Consider the following 24239-nt stretch of genomic DNA (forward strand, 5'->3'; position numbering starts at 1 on the left):
GCGCGCTACTCACGCGCCCCCACCGGCCTGTGCGGGCAGGCGGCCGCCGCTGACGGCTGCGCCACACTCTTTTGCAACTTGTTGCACAACCATCTCCCCGTGGGTTACAACAAGCTCGACCGCACCCCACCAGGAGGCCCCGATGAGCCAGAGCACGAGCCGGCAGGCGAGCCCGACTTCGAGTCAGGTCCCGGGCTCCAGCCCGTACCCGCACCTGCTGCGCCCCCTCGACCTCGGGTTCACGACGCTGCCCAACCGCGTGATCATGGGCTCCATGCACGTCGGGCTCGAAGAGGCCGAGCGCGGCTTCGAGCGGATGGCGGCCTTCTACGCCGAGCGCGCGCGGGGCGGGGCCGGGCTCATCGTGACCGGCGGGATCGCCCCGAACGAGGCGGGCCGGCCGTGGGCGGGCGGGGCCAAGCTGACCACCGCCGACGAGGTCGCCCAGCACGCGGTCGTGACCGGGGCCGTGCACGCGGCGGGCGGCCGGATCGCCATGCAGATCCTGCACTTCGGGCGGTACGCCTACCACGAGGACCTGGTCGCCCCCAGCCCGATCCAGGCGCCGATCAGCCCCTTCGTACCGAACGAGCTGACGGACGACGAGGTCGAGCGGACCGTCGAGGACTTCGTGCGGGCCGCCGAGCTCGCCAAGGAGGCCGGGTACGACGGCGTCGAGATCATGGGCTCCGAGGGCTATCTCCTCAACGAGTTCATCGTCTCCGCCACCAACCGGCGCACCGACCGCTGGGGCGGCTCGTACGAGAACCGCGTCCGGTTCCCCGTGGAGATCGTGCGGCGCACGCGCGAGCGGGTCGGGTCGGACTTCATCCTGATCTACCGGCTCTCCATGCTCGACCTGGTGCCGGGCGGCTCGACCTTCGACGAGGTCGTCGCCCTCGCCCAGGAGATCGAGGCCGCGGGCGCCACCATCATCAACACCGGCATCGGCTGGCACGAGGCGCGCATCCCGACCATCGCGACCTCGGTGCCGCGCGGCGCCTACGCCTGGGTGACGAAGAAGGTCATGGGCGCGGTGTCCGTGCCGCTGGTCACCAGCAACCGCATCAACACCCCCGAGGTCGCCGAGCAGTTGCTGGCCGACGGGCACGCCGACCTGGTCTCGCTCGCCCGGCCGTTCCTCGCCGACCCGGAGTTCGTGGCCAAGGCACGCGAGGACCGGGCCGAGGCCATCAACACCTGCATCGGCTGCAACCAGGCCTGCCTCGACCACACCTTCAACCTGCAGATCACCTCCTGCCTGGTGAACCCGCGGGCCTGCCACGAGACCGAGCTGGTCCTCGAACCGATCACGGAGATCCGCCGCCGCAAGCGCGTCGGCGTCGTCGGCGCCGGGCCCGCCGGGCTCGCCTTCGCCGTGTCGGCCGCCGAGCGCGGGCACGAGGTCACGCTCTTCGACGCCGCGGACCGGATCGGCGGCCAGCTCAACCTGGCCCGCAAGGTCCCGGGCAAGGAGGAGTTCGGCGAGACGATCCGCTACTTCCGTACGCAGCTCGAACTGCGGGGCGTGGACGTCCGGTTGAGCACCCGCGTCACCGCCGAGGGGCTGACCTCCGGTGCGTACGGCGCGGCGTACGACGAGATCGTGATCGCCACCGGTGTCAGCCCGCGCACCCCGGAGATCCCGGGCGTCGACCACCCGCGCGTCCTCAGCTATCTCGATGTGCTGCGGGACGGTGCCGAGGTGGGCGAGCGCGTCGCGATCGTCGGCGCGGGCGGCATCGGCTTCGACGTCGCCGAGTTCCTCACCGACGGCGGGGACAAGGCGAGCCTGAACCCGGAGACGTACTTCGCGCAGTGGGGCGTCGACATGGACTACCGCGACCGGGGCGGCCTGCGCGCCCCCGAGCGGCCCGCGCCGCCGCGCCAGGTGCACCTGCTCCAGCGCAAGGCGAGCAAGGTCGGCGCCGGGCTCGGCAAGACCACCGGCTGGATCCACCGCACCGAACTGCGCCACCGCGGCGTCACGATGCTCGCCGGAGTGTCCTACGAGCGGATCGACGACGCGGGCCTGCACATCGGCGTCGACGGCGGCACCCAGGTCCTCGACGTGGACACGGTCGTGCTCTGCGCCGGGCAGGAGCCGCGCCGCGAGCTGTACGACGCGCTCCTTGCCGTGGGGCAGTCCGTGCACGTCATCGGGGGTGCCGACGTGGCCGCGGAGCTGGACGCGAAGCGCGCGATCAAGCAGGGCACGGAGCTGGCGGCGACGGTCTGAGGCCGCTCCCTCCGCCGGGGAGAGGGGCCGAGACCGGCTGCGCGTACTCCTTAGGATGCGGACATGTCGCTCCCGCACGCCATCCTCACCGCCCTTCTGGAGAAGCCCTCGTCAGGCCTCGAACTGACCCGCCGTTTCGACAAGTCCATCGGTTACTTCTGGTCCGCGACGCATCAGCAGATCTACCGCGAGCTCGGCAAGCTGGAGGACGCCGGACTGATCCGCGCCCTGCACTCACCGCAGCCGACCCGGGGGCAGCGCAAGGCCTACGAAGTGCTGCCCGCCGGGCGTGCGGAACTCTCGGCCTGGGTCGGCAAGGAGGAGGACCCGAAGCCGATCCGCTCCGCCCTGCTGCTGCGGATGCGCGCCGCCGCCGTGGTCGGCCCGCAGGGTCTTGAGGCCGAGCTGAACCGCCATCTCGCCCTGCATCAGGAGCAGTTGAAGGAGTACGAGCAGATCGAGGAGCGGGACTTTCCGGCCGGGCGTGACGGCGCGGAGGACCGGCTGCGGCATCTGGTGCTGCGCGGCGGCATCGAGCTTGAGACGTTCTGGATCGGCTGGATCACGGAGGCGCTCGCAGGCCTGGAGCAGCTGCCCGAGGCGCCCGACGGGCCTGGGGTGCCTGAGGTGTCCGAGGCGCCGGAAGGGCCTGGGGTTCCCGAGGTGCCCGGGGGGTCAGAGGTGCCCGGGGTGCCCGAGCAGGGCTGAGCGCTCAGGCTCCCGCGCCCGCCGCTGCCGCCTCGCCCGGCTCGTCCCGTATGTGCTTGAGGCGCATCCGGCCGTCCACGAGCTCGGGGCCGGTGAACGTGGACCAGAACCGATGGCAGGTCACGAACACCGCCAACTCCCGCTCGCGCTGCCGGAGTTTCTCCACCTCCGCCTGCTCGTCGGCGCTCCAGCCCGGGGAGGCGGGTCGCTCCACCTTGCGCCAGCCGGCTATGTCACTGAAGCCGTCGAGGGGCGTGACCGACCAGGGGAGCCGCTTGAGCAGAGCCAGGAGCTCGGCCCGGACCTGATGCAGCTCCTCCTGACCCGCGAGGAGGTCTTCGGGGAATTCAAAGGTCTCAGCCACGACCGCAATGCTACGCCTGTTCGAATTGCGGAAGCGAGGTCCGCTGTCCCGAACTCACCCGAACGTGTGTTCCCGGATCGACCCCCGTTGCTGCAGACTGTCCGTATGTGCCGAAGCATCAAGACCCTCCGCCCGCCGGCCATCCCCGAGGAGGCCACCGAGGACGAAGTGCGCGCCGCGGCCTTGCAGTACGTCCGCAAGGTCTCCGGCTTCCGCGCGCCCGCGGCCCACAATCGCGAGGTGTTCGACCGGGCCGTGGACGCGGTCGCGCTCGCGACGCGGGAACTCCTCGACGACCTGGTCGTGCGCGGCCAGAGACAGGGCATCGGCGGGTAGGCCTTCGCTGGGCAGCGCTCGGCCGACAGCGCTCAGCCGACAGCGCTCAGGGGCAGCGCTCAGGGGGCAGCGCTCAGGGGGCAGGGGTCCGGCGGAACGGGGCTCAGCGCGTGCGCGGCCGGCGGACCAGATACGCCGCGCCCGTGCCCGCCGCGAAGAGCGCGAGCAGCGAGACGCCCATGGCGAGCCAGCCGGCACCGAGCCACTGCCCGCCGAAGTAGCCGAGCCCGACGCTGTACGCGGCCCAGGCCACCCCGGCCGCCAGGGACCAGGGCAGGAACTCGCGGATCGTGCGGTGCGTGGCGCCCGCGCCGAGCGAGACCACGGAGCGGCCCGCGGGCGCGAAGCGCGCGATGACGACGAGCGCGCCACCGCCCTTGGCGAGTGCGGCGCCGAGGCGTTCCTGCGCGCCGGTGAGGCGGCGTGAGCGGGAGATCGCCCGGTCCAGGCGCTCGCCGCCGCGCCAGGCGACGCGGTACGCGGCGAAGTCGCCGAGCACGGAGGCCAGGGCCGCGCAGGCGCCGAGCGCCAGCAGGTCGGGCACCTGATGCGCCATCCGGTCGGCGGCGGCGCCCGCGGCGCCGGGGCCCGCGGCCGCGGCGGTGGCGGCCGTGATCACCAGGAGCCCGCTGGGCAGCAGCGGCAGGAAGACGTCGAGGGCGGCCTGTCAGACAGCTGTACAGCGTACGCCCGGCACTTCGGGAGGATTCCGGCGGGTGCCCCTCCCGCCCGTCGTACGCCTCGGCGAACGTTCACCCGCGTGCCGCTCCTGGTGCGGCACACGGCGCCGCCTTCCCGTACGAACGAGAAGTACGGAACGAGAGCGAGCACGTGAGGGTGAGGAGCAGGGTGATGGTGGCAGGGATGGTTGCCGCGCTGAGCGCGGCGGCGGTGTTGATGACGGGGGGTGGCTCGGTTGCGGGCGATGTCGAAGTGGTGCGTGCCGAGGCGGACTTCGCGCCGCCGAGCGCGTTCATCGCGTCCGACGCGAAGACGTACGACACGAAGCTGGTGCCGGCGGGCGCCCACATCAGGGTGGTCCAGGTCGCGCGGGACGCGAGCAACCTCGTGACGCTGCAGGTCGACGGCCTGAAGGCGAACCGGGCGTACGGCGTGCACGTGCACCAGAAGCCGTGCGGCCCGCAGCCCGAGGACGCGGGCGGCCACTACCAGCACCGCGAGGACCCGGTGCAGCCGTCCACGAATCCGGCGTATGTGAATCCGCGCAACGAGGTGTGGCTGGACTTCACCACGGACGGGCGCGGCCGTGGGTACGCGGCCGCCATGCACGACTGGGGGTTCCGTCCCGGGGAGGCCGCCTCGGTCGTCCTGCACCGCGAACAGGGCGGTGCAGGAGACCGGTTGGCGTGCTTCAGCGTGCCGTTCGCGCCTACGCGGGCGTGAGGTCGGCCTCGGTCCTGCCGGACTTGTCGGCCGCGGTGCCGCCGCGGCCGATGAGCCGGTCGAGACCGAAGGCCCCGGAGCCGGTGAAGACGAGCAGCAGGAAGGCCCAGCAGAACATCGCGGAGCTCTCACCGTCGTTCTCCATCGGCCACAGGCCCATGGACTGGTGCACGACGAAGTAGGCGTACGCCATGGAGCCGGAGGCGAGGAAGGCGGCCGGGCGGGTGCCGAAGCCGAGCATCACCAGGGCGCCGCAGACGAGCTGGATCAGCGCGGCGTACCCGTTGGGCCAGCTGGTCGGGTCGGCCGACTCGCGGCCGAGGACGCCGAACAGGGACGCGGCGCCGTGGCAGGCGAAGAGCAGGCCGGTCACGATGCGGAACAGCCCCAAGGCGTATGGCTGTGCGCTGTCGAGGCGTTCGTTCATGGGGGGACTCCTTCGTTCGGTCGGGGACGGCAACCGATCGGAGGCCATAGGTTAGGCAGACCTAATCAATACTTGCAAGTTCAACATTCGGTCGTTCCCCGTGCCCCGCCGCCGCCCCACCCGGAGATTCCGCTTCCGCCTGGGACCCCGCCTCCGCGCCCGAAGCGGTGCGCAACACCGCGCGTGCCACCGCGTCCGCATCCGACAGGGTCACCGAGTCGACCCCCGGTCGCGCTCCCGCCGCCGTCACCCAGTGCACGCCCTCCGTGGGGACGCCCACCGCGAACCGCCCGGGATGCGGCCGGCCGCCACGGTCCACGACCCGGTACGGGCGAGGTGTCACATCGAGGCCGCCGGTCTCGTAGCCGTCGACCACATGCTGCCTGCAGCCCCCCTCCCTCAACAGCTCCGCGAGCAGCGCATCACCCGTACGCCGAAGATCCGGTTCCGGAAGACGGGCCTCGATCAGCGTCGTGGCGCGTACCTCGGAACCCGGAACACCGGGGGAGTGCGCCACGAACCCGTCCGCCTCGGCGCGCACCTCCATGCGCGGGCCGACCACCTCCAGCACGCCCGCCTCCACGAGCGCCGTCATCTCCTCGATCCGGCGGCGCGGCGGGCCGATGGACAGGAACGCGTTCAGGGGCGTGTACCAGCGGTCCAGGTGCTCGCGTCGTGACCGCCCGGCGATGCCCCGGTGATCCACGACGAGGCGCAGCTCGTTGCGCAGATCCCGCAGCACGTCGAGCGCCGCCTTGGACGGGCCCGACACATTGCCGAGCGCGGCTTGCGCGGCGTCCTCGCGCAGATGCCCGAGCAGCCAGCCCCGAAAGCTCTCCGGCCCGTCGAACTCCACCCCGTCGTACGGGCGGGCGATCCGCTCCCAGGACCACCGCCCGGCCGCATCGAAACCGAACGCGTCGAAACCGAACGCGTCGAAACCGAACGCGTCGAAACCGAACGCGTCGAGCACGTCCGCCTCCTGGTCCGAGCCGTGCGCCGAGCCGAGGAAGCGCTCGCGGAACGGCTCGGTGGGCCGGCCGGCGGCGCGCAGCCGCGCCTCGTAGTGGACCGTCTCGACCTCTTTCGCGACCAGTGGCCAGATCTCGGCCAGGAAGTCGGGCGGATCACCGTCGGCCGCGCGCTTGCGGAAGCCCTCGATCACGGTCCCGGTGAGCACGAGCGGCTCATGCCGGCCGTGCGCGCCCTTCTCGTTGTCGCCGCGCGCCTGGTACGGGACGCCGCGCCGCGAACCCGCGTACAGCCTCGGCTCCCGGCCCGAGGGCAGGTAGCTGAGGCCGCCCCGAGGCCCGGGCGCGAAGCGGCCGCCGCGACCGGAGGTCAACAGGGCCATGTGGTCGAAGAAGTTGAGGCCGAGCCCGCGCAGCAGTACCGGGGCGCCGGGTGCGAGCGCGGACAGATCGAGGTCGGCCGGGTTGGCGGGCTGGACGTAGCGCAGACCGTGGCGCCGCGCGTGGTCCGCGAGCCGTCGCTGCACCGGTCCGCCGGTGGCCGGGAGGTGGCCCTGGGCGAGGACGACGGCGTGCAGGCCGGTCAGTTCGGTGCCGTCGGAGAGGGTGAGGCGTTGCTCGGTACGAAGAGGGGGCGGCGAAGCGTCGGTGTGGCGTTGGAGGGGGATGAGCGGGGCGTCGTCCGTGTCCGCCTCGTCCGTGCGCCGGAGCGAGCGGTTCTCCTGGTCGTCGAGCGGGGCCACGTGGTGCTCCTCGTCCGCGAGCCGCACCGCGCGGGCCCGGTGGACCTCGACGCGGACCTGTTCGGGGGCCCGGCGCAGCACCTCGGCGAACACCCACTCCAGGTAACGGCCGTACTGGGCGCGGGTCGGGTAGTCGTCGGGGCCGAGGGGGCCGGACCCGACGCAGCAGCCGCCCTCGCTCCGGCCTGCCGAGGAGTCGCCGCCAGGCCGTGTGCCGTCGAGCGCCTCGGGGTGCGCGGAGGCCCACTCGTACAGGCTCGGCCCCCGGCGTATCGGACCCTCGCAGGTCACGCTCGAGTCCGTGAAGAGGGTGACCTGCGAGGCGACGGTGTTCATCAGGAGCTCGTCGGACTGCGCGGTCCGCCACACCTGCCCCGCGCCGGGCGGTGCCGGATCCACCATGTGCACCGTGAGCCGGGCGCCCGGAGGCAGGAGTTCCGAGGCCGACGCGCACAGCCGTTCCAGGACGCTGGTGCCACGCGGCCCCGCGCCGACGACGGCGACGGAGAGATGTGCAGTCGCGGACAAAGGTGCAACTCCCGGGGCGGATGGGCGAAATGTGGCTCCTGCGACCACCGCCACCCGTGTGCTGGAAGCGGATCGTCCGGCTCATCATGCCGCCGGAAACGGATCTGTCGAACCCCTGGGCGAGCCAACCCCCGCCGGTGTGGGCCGGATCACGCCACCCACGCGGCACCTCCGTCTCAGGCGTCACGTGTTCCGTACCCGCCCGCCGCCTCCTCACGTACGCGCCCGGCCCCCCTCAAGTACGCGCCCAGCCGCCCCCTCACGTACGCGCCCGGCCGCCCCCTCACGTACGCGCCCGGCCGCCCCCTCACGTACGCGCCCGGCCCCCCTCAAGTACGCGCGCAGCCGCCCCCTCACGTACGCGCGCAGCGGAGTCTCGTCACGCAGAAGCGCTCACCCCGTCACGTACGGACAGCCGTCGGCTCACGTCGAGATGGCCGAGTCCCGCACCCTCTCCAGGCGTGCGGAGCCACCCCGTACCGCGCGGGCCCGGTCGAGGGCGAGGGTTCCCGAACGGCCGCGCAGCGTCAGGGTCATGAGGTGGTTGCCGAACCACGGGCCGTCCGTGCGGCGCCAGTCGACCTTCGCGCGGGCCGTGCGGCCGTGCCGGGCGAAGCGGCGGCCGAGAGCGCGCCCGACCCGGCTCCAGCCGAAGCGGAAGCCGAGCCGTATCGCCGTGTGGATGGAGTTGTGCATCGGCGAGCAGGTCAGCTGGAGCACCCGTACGTCCGGTCGCGGGCCCTCGCCGCGCGGCCAGCTCGGCTCCGCCACATACGCGTGGTGCACGTCGCCGGAGAGGACGCAGACCGACGCCGGGGCGTCGGGGCCGCTGCCCGCCTCGGCGATCAGGTCGGTCAGGGCGGCGAACGACTCGGGGAACGCCGGCCAGTGCTCCAGATCGCTGCGGCGGCGCAGGTCCTCCGCGAACCTGGCCCAGCGCGGGCCGCGTTCACCGCGCGCGAGGGCCGCGTTCCAGCCCTCCACGTCGTGCACGAGGTGCGGAAGCAGCCAGGGCAGCGAGGTGCCGATCAGCAGGTGGTCGTAGGAGCCCGGCGCGTCCAGGGCCTGGTCGCGCAGCCAGTGGGCCTCGGCCGCGTCGAGCATCGCGCGCCCCGACTCGTCCAGGACCCGCGCCGCCCGGGTGTCCACCATCAGCAGGCGCACGCGGCCGAAGTCGCGCCGGTAGCTCCAGCGGGTGCTCGCCGGATCCTCGTCCGCGCGGGCGGCGAAGGCGCGCAGCGCGTCCGTACCGTCGTCGCTCGCGCGGACCGCCGCGTACACCGGGTCGGACGCGAGCTCGGACGGCGGGAGATTGCCCAGGTGCTGGTAGACCCAGTACGACATCAGGCCGCTGCGGATGCGCTCGTTCCACCACGGCGTGGCCCGCATCTCGGCGACCCAGGCGGCGCTGGTGTTCCAGTCGTCGATCACGTCGTGGTCGTCGAAGATCATGCAGCTGGGCACTGTGGAGAGCAGCCAGCGCACCTCAGGGTCGAGCCACGACTCGTCGTAGAGGTGGGCGTACTCCTCGTAGTCCGCGACCTGGTCGCCCGGGGGCTCGCTCAGGTCGCGGCGTTCGGCGAGCCACCGCTTGGTCGCCGGCGAGACCATGTCCGCGTACACCTGGTCGCCGAGCAGCACCAGGACGTCGGGCCGCCGCGCCTGCGGGTCGGCGGCGAGACGGACGGCCAGGGTGTCCAGGGCATCCGGGCCCATCGGGTCCTTCTCGCCGGTCGGGGAGATCGCCCAGCGGCAGGAGCCGAAGGAGACCCGCACCTCGTCGGCCGGTTCGGCGGGCGTGCGGATCGTGGAGGGCGGGAAGGGCGAGGCGTCGAGCGGCCAGACGCGGTGGCCGTCGAGGAGCACCTCGTACGCCGTCTCCGTGCCCGGCGCCAGGCCCTCGACCGGCACCAGTGCGTAGTGGTGACCGGCGATCTTGAACGTGTGCGTCGAGCCCTTCGCGCCGTCGGCGCAGCGCACCTCGGCCGTGCACGGCCGGTCCGACTCGACCCACACGGTCGCCGTCGACCCGTCCACGTAGCGCAGCAGCGGTCCCAGGCGCAGCCCGGCCATCCGATCACTCTCCTCCGTCGTTCCGTACGGTACGGAACGACGGAGGGGAGCGGGGAGGTTCCGCCTGTTGCAGGTCAGCAACCGTTGAGGATGCCCTCCAGGGCCTGCTTCTCGGCGCTGTCCACGGTCATGTCGTAGTGGTGCTTCACGTCCACCCACATCCGGGCGTACATGCAGTTGTACGAGGACTCCGGAGGCAGCCACTCCGCCGGGTCCCGGTCGCCCTTGGACTGGTTGACGTTGTCGGTGACGGCGATCAGCTGCGGCCGGGTCAGGTCGTTGGCGAAGCCCTCGCGCCGGTCCGTGGTCCAGGAGCTCGCCCCGGACTTCCAGGCCTCGGAGAGCGGGACGACGTGGTCGATGTCGACGTCGCCGGACGCCGTCCAGGTCTCCCCGTCGTACTCGGAGAACCAACTGCCCGACGTGGCCGCGCAGCTGGAGTCCTGCTCGACGTTCTCGCCGTCGCGCTTCAGGACGACCTCGCGGGTGTTGCAGGCGCCCTCCTGGGTGCTCCAGTGCGGGAACTTCTCGCGGCTGTAGCCGTCCGACGAGCCCTCGGCCCGCTCGGTCAGCTGCCCCAGGTACGTTCGGGCGGTGGCCGCGTCGACCGGGGTGGGCGGGGCGGCCTGTGCGGGTGTGCCGGTCAGCAGTGCGGTGGCCGTGACGAGTCCGGCGGCCGACGCGAGCACGGCGATCCGGCGGGGGCTGAGGAGAGGGCTGCGGTGCGCGGCGGTGCGTCGACGCGCGTAGACGCCTGACATGCGAACTCCCTTGAGGTGGGGGGTGTTGGCCGTTCCGGGCCAGGCCAGGGTGGCGCCCCGGGGTTTCCGTGGGGTGAGCGCCGGATGACAGGGTCCCGTCAATGGCGCGCACACATCAAGACTTCTGGCGGAACGTCACCGGGGTCCGGTCGTAAGGGAGTTGGTTTACAAGGGGGCGTTTCACCTGATAGCGGGCGCTGCTGATTCCGGATTCGACGGAGGAGGGGTCCCGTAGGCTGGAGGTACGGGAGCGGCCAGGCGTGGCGGCCGTGGGTGAGCCCTTCGTGCCCTTCGTGCCCTTCGTGCCCTTCGAGCCTTCGTGCCCTTCGTGCCCGACCAGGCCGGACCTTCGGGCCTGCCCGACCAGGCCGGACCTGTGGGCCTGCCCGACCAGGCCGGACCTTCGTGCCTGACCGATTGAGGACCCTTGATCAGCTTCAGCGTCACGGCGCTCGTGTTCGGCGTCGTCCTCCTCGCCGAGCTCCCCGACAAGACGGCGCTCGCCGGGCTCGTGCTCGGCACCCGCTATCGCGCCTCGTACGTCTTCGCCGGGGTCGCCGCGGCGTTCGTCGTGCACGTCGCGCTCGCCATCGCCGCCGGCAGCGTCCTCACGCTGCTGCCCCACCGGATCGTCCAGGCGCTCACCGGCGTCCTCTTCCTCGGCGGCGCGCTGATCCTCCTGATGAAGAAGGACGAGGACGAGGAGCGCATCAGGCAGCCCGAGAACCAGGGCTTCTGGAAGGTCTCACGCGCGGGATTCATGCTGATCCTGGTCGCCGAGTTCGGCGATCTCACGCAGATCATGACGGCCAACCTCGCCGCCCGCTACGACGATCCGCTCTCGGTCGGCCTGGGCGCGGTGCTCGCGCTCTGGACGGTCGCCGGAGTCAGCATCCTCGGAGGTCAGGCGCTGATGAAGCGCGTACCGCTGCAGCTCGTCACCAAGGTCGCCGCGGTGGCGATGCTCGCCCTCGCCGGATTCAGTCTGTACGAGGCCGTGGCGCCGTGACCTGCGCGGACGGCGCGCGGGCAGAGGTGGTGGTGCCGGAATCGGGCAGGGCGGTGGCGTAGGCCTGCCCTCGTTTTGTATCGTGTGGGAACAAAGTGGTTCCCGCCTGTTCTCCCTGACCGGCGGGCGGGGCCCTTTGATTCTTCCGCCGCCCCGCCCAGGAGCATGCCGATGACGGCCACGCCCACCACCACCGTTCTGACCGCCCGCGCCCTCCTGCTCGACATGGACGGCACGCTGGTCAACTCCGACGCCGTGGTGGAGCGCTGCTGGCACCGCTGGTCCGAGCGGCACGGCCTCGACTTCGACGAGGTCATCAAGGTCGTCCACGGCCGCCAGGGCTACGCCTCCATGGCCGCGCTCCTGCCCGAGCGCCCCATGGCCGAGAACTACGCGGAGAACCGCGAGATGCTCGCCCAGGAGACCGCCGACGTCGAAGGCGTCGTCCCGATCGGCGGCGCCGCCGCGTTCATGGCCTCCCTCGCGAGCCTGCCGCACGCCCTGGTCACCTCGGCCGACACCGCACTCGCGAAGGCCCGCATGGGCGCCGCCGGACTCGACCTGCCCCTCGTCCAGGTCACCGCCGAGTCCGTGAGCGCGAGCAAGCCGGACCCCGAGGGCTTCCTCAAGGGCGCCGCCGAACTCGGCGTCGACCCCGCCGACTGCCTCGTCTTCGAGGACTCCGAGGCCGGAATCGCCGCAGGCCGCGCGGCCGGCATGCGCGTCGTGGGCGTCGGCCCCCGCGCCGCCGCGTTCGGCCCCGACGCCCACGTCCTGGACCTGCGCCAGATCGCCGTCGAGGCGGCGGGGGACGGGTCGGGGGAGCTGCGGGTCCGCGTTCACGGGGCCTGATCCGCGGGTCCGCAGCTACAAGGGGCGGGATCCGCGGGTGGCGCGGGCGGAGTCCGGACGGCCTGCGGGATGACGGTCGGGCGACGCGTTCGCGGTCGGGCTCCGGTGGTCAGCGGGGCGACTTGCCCCGGCTCCGGTGGTCAGCGGGGCGATCCGCCCCGGCTCCGGTTGTCGGTGGAGCGACTCGCCCCGGCTCCCGTGGTCAGCGCGGCGTCCCGCCCGCCGCCGGCGGCTCCCGCGTCTCCGCCTCAAGCGCCCTGCGCGTCCGGGGCCCGTACACGCCCCGCGGGTCGCCCTCGATTCCCTCCGCGTACTGGTAGCGCGTCACCGCGTCCTCGACCAGTACGTCATAACTCCCGCTCGTCGGACCCGCGTAGAAGTACCGCTGCCTGAGCCGGTCCTGCAGTTCACGCACCTCGGGGCCCTCGTCGCCCGCCCGCAGGACCGGCGCCCGCGGTGACCTCGGCGTGCCGACCGCACCCGTCGCGGAGGCGGTGGGCGGGGCCGACGTGACGGGCGCGGTCCGTGCCGGCGCCCCCGAGCGCGTCGGCCGCTCCGCCCCCGAACGCGACTCGGTGGCCGCGACCTTCGGCGACGCGGACGGCGTGTGCGTACGAGTCGGGGCACCCGTTGTCGTACGGGACGGGGCCGGGGCGGTCGTGCGGTGGTCCGGAAGCGCTTGCCGGTGGTCGGGTTCGCCGGGGAAAAGGGCGGTTGCCGTGGCCGTCACGGCGATCACGGCGAGGGCCGCGCCCGTGGCGGTGAGCAGGGCCGTACGACGGGGGCGGCGCCGGACCTCGGTCGGGGTGTCGGCTGCGGGGCGGGACGGAGGCGTGGTGGGGGTGCTGCCTGCCGGGCGGGGCGGAAGTGAGGTGGGGGTGGGGGTGGGTGTCGGGGGTGCCGGGAAGGCGTCCCTGCCGTTCCCCTCGCCTTCGGGGGCGTCCGGCAACGACACGTAGGGCCGCAGCCGCAGCAGGTCGAAGTCCTCGGCGGCGGCCGCCTCCGCGGTGCGGGTGTCGCGCAGCGCGTCCGCCGTGCGCCGGGTGCAGCCGCAGGCCGGGCCACCGTCCGCGGCCCGCGGAACACCGCACCGCGGGCAGTTGAGTGCGCTCACCGTCGGGTCCCCCTCCCTAAGGCGTACGGGGGCGATTATGCAGGGCCCCGGCCCCGCGGACAGCGCGTTCCCCGGCCACTCGACAGGCCATAACCGGCCGAACCACCCACGATGGAGGGTGGGCGGGCCCCGTACGGGGGGATCCGGCCCCGGCGGCGGCTGCGCCGTAGCGGCCGGAGGAGGCGTCGATGACGACGACGGACAAGGCCGGAGGCACCTCGGCCGCACCCGGAGCGCAGCACGGTCACGGGAGCGTGCTCGTGTCCATCGGCGCCCTGCTGCTCGGCATGCTGCTCGCCGCCCTCGACCAGACCATCGTGTCCACCGCGCTGCCGACGATCGTCAGCGAACTCGGCGGCATGAAGCATCTGTCCTGGGTCGTCACCGCGTACCTGCTGGCCGCGACCGCCGCCACCCCGCTCTGGGGCAAGCTCGGCGACCAGTTCGGGCGGAAGAAGCTCTTCCAGACCGCGATCGTGATCTTCCTGATCGGCTCCGCGCTCTGCGGCATGGCCCAGAACATGCCGCAGCTCATCGGCTTCCGCGCACTGCAGGGTCTCGGCGGCGGCGGTCTGATGGTCCTGTCGATGGCGATCGTCGGAGACCTCGTCCCGCCGCGCGAACGCGGCAAGTACCAGGGCCTGTTCGGCGCCGTCTTCGGTGCCACGAGCGTGCTCGGACCGCTGCTCGGCGGGCTCTTCGTCGACCACCTCTCCTGGCGCTGGGTGTTCTACGTCAACCTGCCCATCGGCGTCGTCGCGCTCCTCGTCATCGCCGGTGCGCTGCACATCCCGGTGCGCTCGCAGCGGCATGTCATCGACTACCTGGGCACGTTCCTCATCGCCTCCGTCGCCACCTGCCTGGTCCTCGTCGCCTCGCTCGGCGGCACCACCTGGGCCTGGGGCTCGGCGCAGATCATCGGGCTCTCCGTGCTGGCCGCGGTGCTGCTCGTGGCGTTCGTCGCGGTGGAGCGCAAGGCCGCGGAACCGGTGCTTCCGCTGAAGCTGTTCCGGATCCGCACGTTCACGCTGTCCGCGGTCATCAGCTTCGTGATCGGCTTCGCGATGTTCGGCGCGATGACGTACCTGCCGACGTTCCTGCAGGTCGTGCACGGGGTCTCGCCGACCATGTCGGGCGTCCACATGCTGCCGATGGTGCTCGGCCTGCTGCTCTCGTCCACGGTCTCCGGGCAGATCGTCAGCCGCACCGGCCGGTGGAAGGTCTTCCCGGTCCTCGGCACCGCCGTCACCACGCTCGGGCTGCTGCTCCTGCACCAGTTGAAGGAGACCAGCTCGACCTGGGAGATGAGCGCCTACTTCTTCGTCTTCGGCCTCGGCCTCGGCCTGGTCATGCAGGTCCTCGTCCTGATCGTGCAGAACGCCGTCTCGTACGAGGACCTCGGCGTCGCCACCTCCGGCGCCACCTTCTTCCGCTCCATCGGCGCCTCCTTCGGCGTCGCGATCTTCGGCACGATCTTCGCGAACCGCCTCGACGACAAGCTCACCGCCGCCCTCACCGGCCGGAACCTGCCGCCCGGCACCATCTCCGGCCTGGAGGCCGACCCGCGGGCCATGACCCAACTCCCGCCCGAAGTGCGCCCGTCGGCGCTGCAGGCCTACTCGTCGGCGATCACCGACGTCTTCCTGTACGCGGCACCGGTCGCCCTGGCCGCGTTCGCGCTGTCCTGGCTGCTCAAGGAGGACCGGCTGCGCGGCTCGGTCACCGCTCCGGAGATGACCGAGACCCTGGCCAGCAACCCCGTCGAACGGTCCTCGCACGACGAGGTGACGCGCGCCCTGTCGGTCCTCGGCACGCGCGAGGGCCGCAAGGAGGTCTACGAGAAAATCACCGCACGCGCGGGGTACGACCTGCTTCCGGCGGCGAGCTGGCTGCTCCTTCGCATCCAGAAGTACGGGGTCGTGGAACCGGCCCGGCTCGCCGAGCGCAGCGTCGTACCGCTGCTGGTGGTGCAGGCCGCCGCACGGCAGGTGGAGGAGCGGCACCTCGCTCTGCGCGAAGGGCTCGACCTGGTCCTCACCGACTCCGGGCGCGAGGTGGCGGGACGCCTCGCGAAGGCCCGCGAGGAGTCCCTGGCCGAGTTGCTCGGCGACTGGTGGAGCCCGGACCGGCCCACGGACCTGGCCCAGCTCGTCGAGGAACTGAACGCGGAACTGTGCGGCTCCGACAGCGAGCGCCCGCACGACGGGGTGATGAAGGAGATCGAGAAGCAGCGGACGGGGCGGCGCTGATCCCCGGCCGGACGGCGGCCCGGCGGCCCGGCGGCCCGGCACACGCGCGCGTGGCGCTGGTTCTGGGCGGCACGCGCGCGTGGTGCTGGTTTTGGGCTGCACGCGCGCGTGGTGGTCGTTTTCGGTGGCTGGGAGGGGAGCGGCGTCGGCGGCGCGGCGCGCTCGGAGCTGCTTGCCGTCCGGGGCTCAGAGCTGCTTGCCGTACCAGATCTCGCTGCACGGGCCGGAGGCGTACGCCGGGATCTCCCGGAAGCCGTGCCGGGTGTAGAGGGCGCGTGCCTCCACCAGGTCGAGGCGGGTGTCGAGCACCAGCTCACGTGCCCCGAAGTCCCGCGCGGCCTCCTCGGCGGCCGTCATCAGGGCCGTGCCCCCGCCGCTGCCGCGTAGCGCGCCGTCCACGTACACCCGCTTCAGCTCGGCCCGCCCGGAGCCGAGGAGGCGCAGCCCCGCGCTGGCCCCCGGGACCTCGCCGTACCAGCCGACGAGGAGCGTGCCGGACGGCGGCGCGAGGTCGGAGCCGCTCTCCGCCGCGACGCCGCGCTGCAGCTCGTCGGGCGGTGTGCCGCGCCCGGTCTCGCGTACGTACCAGCGGTCGCTCACCTCGGTGTAGTACGCGCGCCAGAGCGCGGCCGCGGTGGCGGAGTCGTACGGCTCGGGCCTGACGGTCCAGGAAGTCATGGCCCGATCCTTGGCCGGTTGCACGCGCGCGTGCAACGGGATTCCGGGGGCGCCGGGCGGCGCCCCCGGCGGCACCGTGGCTCAGGCCTGCTTCGGCGGGGCCTGCTGGACGACCTCGAAGGTCCACACCGTCGAACCGGTCGCCGCGGGCTTCGGGCGTTCGCCGCCCTCCGCCCCGCCCTCGGAGCCGCCGCCCTGGTGAGCGGCCTTCATCGGGCCCTCCATCCAGGCCTGGAACGCGGCCTCGTCGCGCCAGCGCGTGTACACGAGGTACTGGTCGGTGCCCTCGAGCGGCTTGAGGAGCTCGAACCACTCGAAGCCGTCGGCGCTCTCCACGGTGCCCGCGCGTGCGGCGAACCGCTTCTCCAGGACCTCGCGCTGCTCCTGCGGCACGGTCAGGGCGTTGATCTTCACGATGCTCATGGGGCCATCCTCTCCCAGGCCACCCTGCCCCACCGCATCCGTGTGTCCCGCGTCACGTACGCGGAAGGCGGCCGCGACCTATCATGCGGCGGCGCGCCCCACCGCGTCCCGATCCGGACGAGCCTCCCGACTCCCGGGAGGACACCGCGACTTGAAGGAGTCGTACGTGCTCGAACTCACCATGGCCTCGGTCTCGGCGGCGGACGCCGGCGCGACGGCGGGCATGCTCATGGCCGACGAGGACAGCGCGCCGGGCGCCGTGCTGCGCGTGGGCCGCGACGGTGCCGTCTGCCGGCTCGTACCGCCCGAGGACTGGCTGTTCGTGTCCCGCGCGCACCTGGAATTCCGCTGCGGCCCGGACCTGACGTGGAGCGTGAGCTGGCTGAAGGGCTCGCACCCGGACCCGTCGTCGCGGGTGCGCCTCGTCACCGGCGGCGTCACGCACGACCTGCCGTACGGCGGAAGCGTGGCGCTGCCCGCGGGCGGGTCCGGCGAGGTGGTCATCGAGGACAGAACCGGGCCGCGGAGCGTGAACGTGGGATTCCATCACGAGGTCTAGTGGGCCGCGTGTCACGCGTTTCCGGCTGGGGCCCGGGCCCGAGGGCGATTGTCAGTGGGGCCTCGCATACTTGGCCGCACAAGTCGTCGATGGCGAACGGGGGAAGAGTCATGGCCGAGGGGATCGAGCGGACCGAGCAGATCGAGAAGGTGCTGCCGGGGGCGGAGGTGCGCCGCCTGGCCGAGCGCTGGCTGCCGCATCTGGGCGGCGGCGGGACGGACTTCGCGTGTTCGCCCACGGGCCTGTGGCTGGCCCTGGCGTCCGTCGCGGCGGGAGCGAGGGGCGGTACGGCGGAGGAGTTGCGTGCGCTGCTCGGAGTCGCCGGCGAGGAGGCGGCCGGCGCGGTGACCGAGGGAGCTCGGGCCCTGGCGGGTACGGACGCCCTGGCCGTGGCCACGGGCGTGTGGAGCAGACTGCCGGTCTACCGCGCCTACCGCGAGGCGCTGCCCGACATCGGGTTCGGGCCGGTGGACCCGGGCGGGATCGACGCGTGGGTGGACCGCGCGACCGGCGGGCTCGTGCCCCGGCTTCCGCTGCGGATCACCGAGGCCACGCAGCTGGTGCTCGTCAACGCCCTTGCTCTGAAGGCCCGTTGGACCGTCCCGTTCAAGGGCTCGGCGACGCGGCCGAAGCCGTTCACCGACGCGTCGGGGGCGGAGCGCGAGGTCGCGACGATGCACGGTCCGGTGCCGAGCGGCCATGCCTGGGACGTGACGTTTACGGGCGGCGACGCGCGCGTGGTGGAGCTGGCCTGCGCGGCGCCCGATGCGGACCGTCGCGAAGCCTCGCCGTCGGCCTCCGCCAAGGTGAGGTTCGTGCTCGGGGCGCCCGGTGCGGGACCCGCACAGGTGCTTCCACTGGCCTGGGCGCCCGCCGAGCAGCGCCGCCGGATCGACGCGAGCACGATCCGGGTCGCCCTGCCGAAGCTGTCGCTGCGCACCCCCGTCGAGGCCGTGCGGCACTTGGAGGCGCTGGGTGTACGGCAGGCGTTCCGGGACTCCGCGGACTTCTCCGGCCTCTCACCGGAGGACATCGCCGTCTCTCAGGTCGTGCAGGAGACCGTCGTCAAGATCGCCGAGCAGGGCGTGGAGGCGGCCGCGGCGACGGTCGTGGCGATGCGCCGGGGCAGCGCCTACCGCCCGCCCGCGGACATAGAACACATCGCGTACGACCGGCCCTTCGGCATAGTCGTCCTCGACGGCAGCGGCACGGTCCCGCTGTTCACCGCCTGGCAGGCACAGGCCCCGGCGGCCGACGTCTGATCCGCCGCGCCACCGTGACCTGACAGCCGGAGCGGGGCGCACGGCCTGACGATCCGAGCTGGGGCTCGCGGGTGACCGACGCGCGCCCGAATCCGCGTGCGGCTATGCCCCGGACCTGAGCGCCCGGGCCTCCGCCTCGGTCTCCACCGCCGGCGCCGAGCCCGGCAGCGGTCGGCGGGCGCTCTCCGTCATGAACCAGACGGCGACACCGCCGACCACGGCCGCGGCCATCATGTAGTACGCGGGCATCATCACGTCACCGGTGGCGCCGATCAGCGCGGTCACGACCAGCGGGGTCGTACCGCCGAAGATCGACACGGAGATGTTGAAGCCGATGGACAGGGAGCCGTAGCGCACCCGGGTCGGGAACAGCGCGGGCAGCGCGGACGGCATCGAGGCCGTGAAGCAGACCAGGAGCAGACCGAGCGCGCCCATGCCGAGCGCGATCGCGAGGAGCGAGCCCTGGCGGATCAGCAGCAGCGCCGGTACGGACAGGAGCAGGAAACCCGCGCAGCCGAAGGCGATGACGGGTCGGCGGCCGACGCGGTCGGTGAGCCTGCCCGCGAACGGCTGGATCACCATCATCAGCGCCATCACGCCGAGCACGACGAGCAGTCCGTGCGTGGAGTCGTAGTTGAGCTCGCTCGTCAGATAGCTCGGCATGTACGAAAGGAGCATGTAGTCCGTGACGTTGAAGACCAGGACCAGGCCGACACAGAGCAGCAGCGCACGCCACTGCCCGACGACCATCTCGCGCAGCTTCACCTTCGGGCGCGCTTCCTCCGCCTTGTCCAGCTCAGCGGCGAACGCGGGCGTCTCCTCCAGCCGCATCCGCAGGTACAGGCCGATGAGGCCCATCGGACCGGCGATCAGGAACGGGATGCGCCAACCCCAGGAGAGCAGGTCGTCGGTGGAGAGCAGCGCGGTCATCAGGGTCACGAGACCGGCGCCGCCGATGTAGCCGGCGAGGGTGCCGAACTCCAGCCAGCTGCCGAAGAATCCACGCTTCTTGTCGGGCGCGTACTCGGCGATGAAGGTGGAGGCACCGGCGTACTCACCGCCCGTGGAGAAGCCCTGCACCAGGCGCGCAAGGAGCAGCAGTGCGGGTGCCCAGAGGCCGATGGAGGCGTGCGAGGGGATCAGGCCGATGGCGAACGTGCCCGCCGCCATCATGATCATGGTGAGGGCGAGCACCTTCTGCCGGCCGATGCGGTCGCCGAGCGGACCGAACACGAGGCCGCCGAGGGGCCGTACGAGAAAGGCCGCGGCGAACGCGCCGAATGTCGACAGGAGCTGGGCCGTGGGGTTGCCGGAGGGGAAGAAGACCTTGCCGAGCGTGACGGCGATGTAGCTGTAGACGCCGAAGTCGAACCACTCCATGGCGTTGCCGAGCGCCGCGGCCTTCACGGCGCGCTTGACCATCGCGGGGTCGGTGACGGTGACCTCGGAGGGCCGCGCGGACTCGGGCGCAGCCGGACTGAGAGTGGCAGATGACATGTGATCCGAAGATAGGGTCAATTCCCGCATTACGTACCGTGCCCGGTCCGTTGCGCGACCTGCGAAAACCCCGTCTCACCAGTGTCGTAGAGACCTCGCAAGGGCCGTGCGGCACGTCCCTCTTGTGATCTTTGTCGCGCCCGATTTGCGCAACCAGGCCGGTTGACCTGCGTCGGCCGAGGGGCACGGGGACCGTTTCAGAGAGTTATCCACAGGCTCAGCGGGGAGGGTCGGGAGGCCCATAGGATCCGGACACGGACACCGAAACGGGGCGGAGGCCGACAGGCATGGCGCATACGGAGCGGGGCGGGGCGGTGGCCACGGGCGGCGCCGCACCCTGGAGGGCGAGGAGAACGGGCCGGGCGCGATGCGCGAGGCGATACGGGGCCGGATCGCGCGTGGTCGCCCTGCGCGATCCGGCCGGGGAGCCGTTGGACCCGTACGCCTTCGAGCGGGCCAGACGGGACGTTCTGCGCGAGCACTTCGTGGAGTGCCGCACTGACCGTGCACGGCGCACGCGTCACGCTCTACGCGCGGCCGGGCCAGGCCAGGGCGGCACCGCACGAAGACCGGCAGCGCGGGCCGTCAACGGGCCGTCACCTGAAGCTCCTTGATGCCATTGAGCCACGCGGCCCGCAGGCGGCGCGGGTCGTCGGCCAGGCGCAGATCGGGGAGGGCGTCCGCGAGGGCGTTGAAGATCAGGTCGATCTCCTGGATGGCCAGGGACTTGCCGAGGCAGAAGTGCGGGCCGCCACCGCCGAAGCCGAGGTGCGGGTTGGGGTCGCGGGTGATGTCGAACTGTTCGGGCCGGTCGAAGACTTCGGTGTCGTTGTTGGCGGAGGAGTAGAAGAGGCCGACGCGGTCGCCCGCCTTGACCGGTACACCGCCGATCTCGGTGTCCTGGGTGGCGGTGCGCTGGAAGGCGGTGACGGGGGTGGCCCAGCGGACGATCTCCTCGGCGGCGGTCGAGGGACGCTCGCGCTTGTAGAGCTCCCACTGTTCGGGGTGGGTGAGGAAGGCGTGCATGCCATGGCTGATGGCGTTACGGGTGGTCTCGTTGCCGGCGACGGCGAGAAGGAGGACGAAGAAGCCGAACTCGTCGGTCGACAGATTTCCCTCGTCCTCGGCGGCGACCAGCTGCGAGACGATGTCCTTGGCGGGGCACTGCTTGCGGTCGGCGGCCATGTTCATCGCGTAGCCGATGAGTTCCATGGCGGCCTCGGCGCCGACCTCCTCGGTGATGGCGTACTCGGGGTCGTCGTACGCGATCATCTTGTTCGACCAGTCGAAGATGCGGGCCCGGTCCTCCTGGGGGACGCCGATGAGTTCGGCGATGGCCTGGAGGGGGAGCTCCACGGCGACGCGGGTGACGAAGTCGAAGGAGCCGTCTGCGGAAAGGCTCTGCCCGGCCTCGTCGGCGATGGCGCGGGCGCGCACGCGCAGGGCGTCGGTGAGGGAGCGGACGGCGCGGGGCGTGAAGCCGCGCTGCACGATCTGGCGGACCCGGGTGTGCTCGGGCGGGTCCATGTTGAGCATGATCAGCTTCTGGGCGTCGATCTGGTCGCGGTTGATGTGCTCGTTGAACCTGATGACGGCGGTATTGGTGTGGGAGGAGAACAACTCGGGGTGCGTGGACACGTACTTGACGTCGGCGTGCCGTGTCACGGCCCAGTAGCCCTCGTCGTCGAAGCCCGTGATGCCTCGCGGCTGGGGGCACCACCACACCGGCACGGTCTGCCGAAGCTCGGCGAACTCGGGGTGCGGGATGCGGCTCTGCAGGAGGTCGGGGTCGGTGGCGTCGAACCCGTCGGGCAGCGCGGGACAGGGCATCGGCAACTCCAGTGTCGTACGACGCGAGGTGCAACGTGTCGGCGGCGAATGTCTGACGGCCCATCAGGAGATGCCGGAAAGGTAGTAACGGGTTCTACAACTGGCAAGGCCCTCGGCGCCATCTGTTGCGTACGCGCTGTGCACGCGGTCCGTGCAAGACCCTTGCGGTGGGCGGGGAGCACTCATAAGACTGCTCTCAGAACTAGAACGCGTACTAGTTCTGTCTGTCCGTGCCTGCGAGTCGCATGGCGGGGTGCCGGGATCGCCCCGGGACGGGCGAGATGTGCGAGGAGAGGACTGGCTCATGGCCGCGGAACCCGTCATCGTCGAAGCCGTACGCACTCCGATCGGCAAGCGCTCAGGTGCGCTCGCCAACCTTCATCCGGCCTACCTGCTCGGCGAGACGTACCGCGAACTCCTCGCCCGCACCGGCATTCAGCCCGACTGCGTCGAGCAGATCGTCGGCGGCGCGGTCACGCAGGCGGGGGAGCAGTCCGCCAACCCGACGCGTACGGCGTGGCTCACCATGGGCCTGCCGTACGAGACGGCCGCGACGACGGTCAACTGCCAGTGCGGCTCGTCGCAGCAGGCCAGTCACATGGTCGCGAACATGATCTCGTCCGGGGTGATGGACGTCGGGATCAGCTGTGGGGTGGAGGCCATGTCGCGGGTGCCGTTGGGGGCGGCGTCCAAGCACGGTCCCGGGAAGCCGTTCCCCGACGAGTGGAACGTGGATCTGCCGAACCAGTTCGAGGCGGCCGAACGCATCGCCCGCAACCGGGGGTTGACCCGCGAGAACGTCGACTCGCTCGGGCTGATCTCGCAGGAGCGGGCCGCGATCGCCTGGGCCGAGGAGCGTTTCAAACGCGAGACCTTCGCCGTGCAGGTGCCGACGACGGAGGAGGAGCAGGCGGCGGGCCAGGGCATGTGGCGCCTTGTCGATCGGGACGAAGGCCTGCGGGACACGACGATGGAGGGGCTCGCCGGACTGAAGCCGGTGATGCCGACCGCCGTGCACACGGCGGGCAACGCCTCGCAGATCTCGGACGGCGCGGCGGCGATCATGTGGGCGTCGAAGCGGATGGCGCGCGCCCTGAAGCTGAAGCCCAGGGCGCGGATCGTCGCGCAGGCCCTGGTCGGCTCGGACCCGCACTTCCACCTCGACGGGCCGATCGACGCGACGCGGGCGGTGCTCGGCAAGGCGGGAATGTCCCTGAAGGACATCGACGTGGTCGAGATCAATGAGGCATTCGCCTCGGTGGTGTTGAGCTGGGCGCAGGTCTTCGACCAGGACCTGGAGAAGGTCAACGTCAACGGTGGTGCGATCGCTCTGGGCCACCCGGTGGGTGCGACCGGGGCCCGCATGATCACGACGGCCCTGCACGAACTGGAGCGCAGGGACAAGGAGTTCGCCCTGGTCACGATGTGTGCGGGCGGGGCACTGGCCACGGCGACGATCTTGCAGCGGCTTTAGAGCCACTCTCGACGCGCGGCACCCTCGACGGCCGCACCCCAGGGGGCTCCGCCCCCGCCCCCCCGCTCCTCAAGCGCCGGAGGGGCTGGATTTGGCCGGGGTATGCAGTTTGGCCGCACCCCGAGGCGGGGTGCGGCCAACCAGGCCAAATCGCTACCTACAAGCGGCCAGCGGTTCAGTACCAGCCGTTCGCCTGCCAGAAGTTCCAGGCCTCGACCGGGCTGCCGTAGCGGTCGTTCATGTAGTCCAGGCCCCACTTGATCTGCGTGGCGGGGTTGGTCTTCCAGTCCGATCCCGCGGAGGCCATCTTCGAGCCGGGCAGGGCCTGGACCAGGCCGTACGCGCCGGACGAGGAGTTGGAGGCGGAGGGGTTCCAGCCGCTCTCGTGCGAGACGATCTTGCTGAACGCGGCGTACTGGGCCTGGTCCGGGATCATCTTCTTCGCGATCTCCTTCGGGGACCCGGCGGCAGCGGGAGCCACGGCGGCCGGGGCGGCCGCGGGAGCGGCGGCGTGGGCAGGGGCCGAGGAGAGAGCCATGCCGGCGGCGGCGAGTGCCACGGCGGCACCGGCGATGGTCTTCTTCGGGGTGGCGACGCGGCGGAGAACGGAGACGGTCACGGAAAGCCTTCCAACGGGGACAGGGGGGCCGCGAGCATGCCGGTGCCGTTCGGGGGAGCGGCGGGGGCAATGCACAGGCGCCGCGACCGATGCGGTCGTGGCGCCCTGCGACGTCATCC

21 protein-coding genes and 1 pseudogene are annotated in these 24239 nt (G+C 72.0%); 10 read left to right on the forward strand and 12 right to left on the reverse strand.

The annotated features are described in order from the left end of the window. Positions 1–142 precede the first annotated feature (142 nt). A complete protein-coding gene (locus QIT00_RS15215) occupies positions 143–2239 on the forward strand; it encodes an NADPH-dependent 2,4-dienoyl-CoA reductase (RefSeq protein WP_282535782.1) in 2097 nt (698 codons plus the stop codon). A gap of 63 nt (positions 2240–2302) precedes the next feature. Then, positions 2303–2839 (forward strand): annotated as a pseudogene (locus QIT00_RS15220) (PadR family transcriptional regulator); the annotation flags it as partial. A 112-nt stretch (positions 2840–2951) separates the two neighbouring features. On the opposite strand, the gene QIT00_RS15225 reads toward QIT00_RS15220, so the two are convergent. Beyond that, positions 2952–3311, reverse strand: a complete 360-nt coding sequence (locus tag QIT00_RS15225; RefSeq protein WP_282535784.1) for a hypothetical protein — start codon at positions 3309–3311, stop codon at positions 2952–2954. 105 nt (positions 3312–3416) lie between these two features. Between QIT00_RS15225 and QIT00_RS15230 the strand changes: the two genes are divergently transcribed. After that, positions 3417–3647: a DUF2277 domain-containing protein gene (locus tag QIT00_RS15230; RefSeq protein ID WP_282535785.1), complete on the forward strand. Its 231-nt coding sequence runs from the start codon at positions 3417–3419 to the stop codon at positions 3645–3647. 103 nt (positions 3648–3750) lie between these two features. On the opposite strand, the gene QIT00_RS15235 is transcribed toward QIT00_RS15230, so the two are convergent. After that, positions 3751–4293 carry a DedA family protein gene (locus tag QIT00_RS15235; protein WP_282535875.1) on the reverse strand — a complete coding sequence of 181 codons (543 nt, stop codon included), beginning with the start codon at positions 4291–4293 and terminating at the stop codon, positions 3751–3753. A gap of 206 nt (positions 4294–4499) precedes the next feature. On the opposite strand from QIT00_RS15235, the gene QIT00_RS15240 reads away from it, so the two are divergent. Continuing rightward, entirely contained in the window at positions 4500–5051 is a 552-nt protein-coding gene (locus tag QIT00_RS15240; protein WP_282535786.1) for a superoxide dismutase family protein, read from the forward strand. Here the strand turns inward: QIT00_RS15240 and QIT00_RS15245 are convergent. The 4 genes from QIT00_RS15245 to QIT00_RS15260 form a co-directional block, all read right to left on the reverse strand. Next, the gene (locus QIT00_RS15245; protein WP_282535787.1) at positions 5038–5478 is read right to left on the reverse strand and encodes a DoxX family protein; all 441 of its coding nucleotides are present in this window, start codon (positions 5476–5478) and stop codon (positions 5038–5040) included. The genes QIT00_RS15240 and QIT00_RS15245 overlap by 14 nt on opposite strands. Positions 5479–5539: 61 nt before the next feature. Further along, positions 5540–7720 carry an FAD/NAD(P)-binding protein gene (locus QIT00_RS15250; RefSeq protein ID WP_282535788.1) on the reverse strand — a complete coding sequence of 727 codons (2181 nt, stop codon included), beginning with the start codon at positions 7718–7720 and terminating at the stop codon, positions 5540–5542. A 423-nt stretch (positions 7721–8143) separates the two neighbouring features. Then, the gene (locus QIT00_RS15255; RefSeq protein ID WP_282535789.1) at positions 8144–9793 is read right to left on the reverse strand and encodes an alkaline phosphatase D family protein; all 1650 of its coding nucleotides are present in this window, start codon (positions 9791–9793) and stop codon (positions 8144–8146) included. A gap of 74 nt (positions 9794–9867) precedes the next feature. Then, positions 9868–10554, reverse strand: a complete 687-nt coding sequence (locus QIT00_RS15260) for an HNH endonuclease family protein (RefSeq protein WP_282535790.1) — start codon at positions 10552–10554, stop codon at positions 9868–9870. Positions 10555–10981: 427 nt separating this feature from the next. Here QIT00_RS15260 and QIT00_RS15265 point away from each other — a divergent pair, with 427 nt between their 5' ends. Both QIT00_RS15265 and QIT00_RS15270 read left to right on the forward strand, forming a co-directional pair. After that, on the forward strand, positions 10982–11563 hold the full coding sequence (locus QIT00_RS15265; protein WP_282535791.1) for a TMEM165/GDT1 family protein: 582 nt from the start codon (positions 10982–10984) through the stop codon (positions 11561–11563). Between the two features lie 165 nt (positions 11564–11728). After that, positions 11729–12415, forward strand: coding sequence for an HAD-IA family hydrolase (locus QIT00_RS15270; RefSeq protein ID WP_282535792.1), 687 nt, complete (start codon positions 11729–11731; stop codon positions 12413–12415). Between the two features lie 202 nt (positions 12416–12617). Here the strand turns inward: QIT00_RS15270 and QIT00_RS15275 are convergent, their stop codons facing one another. Next, positions 12618–13529 (reverse strand): peptidoglycan-binding domain-containing protein, encoded by a 912-nt coding sequence (locus QIT00_RS15275; protein ID WP_282535793.1) that lies wholly within the window; start codon positions 13527–13529, stop codon positions 12618–12620. Positions 13530–13717: 188 nt separating this feature from the next. On the opposite strand from QIT00_RS15275, the gene QIT00_RS15280 reads away from it, so the two are divergent. Then, positions 13718–15778: an MDR family MFS transporter gene (locus QIT00_RS15280; protein WP_282535794.1), complete on the forward strand. Its 2061-nt coding sequence runs from the start codon at positions 13718–13720 to the stop codon at positions 15776–15778. 186 nt (positions 15779–15964) lie between these two features. Here QIT00_RS15280 and QIT00_RS15285 read toward each other — a convergent pair whose 3' ends face one another. Together QIT00_RS15285 and QIT00_RS15290 are read right to left on the reverse strand one after the other, a co-directional pair. Then, positions 15965–16456, reverse strand: coding sequence for a GNAT family N-acetyltransferase (locus QIT00_RS15285; protein WP_282535795.1), 492 nt, complete (start codon positions 16454–16456; stop codon positions 15965–15967). 81 nt (positions 16457–16537) lie between these two features. After that, positions 16538–16879, reverse strand: a complete 342-nt coding sequence (locus tag QIT00_RS15290) for an antibiotic biosynthesis monooxygenase family protein (protein WP_282535796.1) — start codon at positions 16877–16879, stop codon at positions 16538–16540. A 166-nt stretch (positions 16880–17045) separates the two neighbouring features. Between QIT00_RS15290 and QIT00_RS15295 the strand changes: the two genes are divergently transcribed. After that, positions 17046–17438 (forward strand): hypothetical protein, encoded by a 393-nt coding sequence (locus QIT00_RS15295; protein WP_282535797.1) that lies wholly within the window; start codon positions 17046–17048, stop codon positions 17436–17438. A 110-nt stretch (positions 17439–17548) separates the two neighbouring features. Next, complete coding sequence (locus QIT00_RS15300) at positions 17549–18700, forward strand: serpin family protein (protein ID WP_282535798.1); 1152 nt, start codon at positions 17549–17551, stop codon at positions 18698–18700. 102 nt (positions 18701–18802) lie between these two features. Here the strand turns inward: QIT00_RS15300 and proP are convergent, their stop codons facing one another. Both proP and QIT00_RS15310 read right to left on the reverse strand, forming a co-directional pair. Further along, a complete protein-coding gene (gene proP, locus QIT00_RS15305; protein WP_282535799.1) occupies positions 18803–20197 on the reverse strand; it encodes a glycine betaine/L-proline transporter ProP in 1395 nt (464 codons plus the stop codon). Positions 20198–20782: 585 nt separating this feature from the next. Beyond that, positions 20783–22027 carry a cytochrome P450 gene (locus QIT00_RS15310; RefSeq protein ID WP_282535800.1) on the reverse strand — a complete coding sequence of 415 codons (1245 nt, stop codon included), beginning with the start codon at positions 22025–22027 and terminating at the stop codon, positions 20783–20785. 304 nt (positions 22028–22331) lie between these two features. Here QIT00_RS15310 and QIT00_RS15315 point away from each other — a divergent pair, with 304 nt between their 5' ends. Continuing rightward, positions 22332–23501: a steroid 3-ketoacyl-CoA thiolase gene (locus tag QIT00_RS15315; RefSeq protein WP_282535801.1), complete on the forward strand. Its 1170-nt coding sequence runs from the start codon at positions 22332–22334 to the stop codon at positions 23499–23501. 175 nt (positions 23502–23676) lie between these two features. Here the strand turns inward: QIT00_RS15315 and QIT00_RS15320 are convergent, their stop codons facing one another. Further along, positions 23677–24120, reverse strand: coding sequence for an aggregation-promoting factor C-terminal-like domain-containing protein (locus QIT00_RS15320; protein ID WP_282535802.1), 444 nt, complete (start codon positions 24118–24120; stop codon positions 23677–23679). Between the last annotated feature and the right edge of the window lie 119 nt (positions 24121–24239).

It is taken from the genome of Streptomyces luteolus (assembly GCF_029968015.1).
Lineage (GTDB): Bacteria > Actinomycetota > Actinomycetes > Streptomycetales > Streptomycetaceae > Streptomyces > Streptomyces luteolus.

Bases quoted from the DNA above. Each gene is read 5' to 3' on its own strand.
- QIT00_RS15215 (WP_282535782.1), top strand. From the start codon at position 143: ATGAGCCAGAGCACGAGCCGGCAGGCGAGCCCGACTTCGAGTCAGGTC.
- QIT00_RS15230 (WP_282535785.1), top strand. From the start codon at position 3,417: ATGTGCCGAAGCATCAAGACCCTCCGCCCGCCGGCCATCCCCGAGGAG.
- QIT00_RS15240 (WP_282535786.1), top strand. From the start codon at position 4,500: ATGGTGGCAGGGATGGTTGCCGCGCTGAGCGCGGCGGCGGTGTTGATG.
- QIT00_RS15245 (WP_282535787.1), bottom strand. From the start codon at position 5,478: ATGAACGAACGCCTCGACAGCGCACAGCCATACGCCTTGGGGCTGTTC.
- QIT00_RS15255 (WP_282535789.1), bottom strand. From the start codon at position 9,793: ATGGCCGGGCTGCGCCTGGGACCGCTGCTGCGCTACGTGGACGGGTCG.
- QIT00_RS15260 (WP_282535790.1), bottom strand. From the start codon at position 10,554: ATGTCAGGCGTCTACGCGCGTCGACGCACCGCCGCGCACCGCAGCCCT.
- QIT00_RS15270 (WP_282535792.1), top strand. From the start codon at position 11,729: ATGCCGATGACGGCCACGCCCACCACCACCGTTCTGACCGCCCGCGCC.
- QIT00_RS15280 (WP_282535794.1), top strand. From the start codon at position 13,718: ATGACGACGACGGACAAGGCCGGAGGCACCTCGGCCGCACCCGGAGCG.
- QIT00_RS15285 (WP_282535795.1), bottom strand. From the start codon at position 16,456: ATGACTTCCTGGACCGTCAGGCCCGAGCCGTACGACTCCGCCACCGCG.
- QIT00_RS15290 (WP_282535796.1), bottom strand. From the start codon at position 16,879: ATGAGCATCGTGAAGATCAACGCCCTGACCGTGCCGCAGGAGCAGCGC.
- QIT00_RS15300 (WP_282535798.1), top strand. From the start codon at position 17,549: ATGGCCGAGGGGATCGAGCGGACCGAGCAGATCGAGAAGGTGCTGCCG.
- proP (WP_282535799.1), bottom strand. From the start codon at position 20,197: ATGTCATCTGCCACTCTCAGTCCGGCTGCGCCCGAGTCCGCGCGGCCC.
- QIT00_RS15310 (WP_282535800.1), bottom strand. From the start codon at position 22,027: ATGCCCTGTCCCGCGCTGCCCGACGGGTTCGACGCCACCGACCCCGAC.
- QIT00_RS15315 (WP_282535801.1), top strand. From the start codon at position 22,332: ATGGCCGCGGAACCCGTCATCGTCGAAGCCGTACGCACTCCGATCGGC.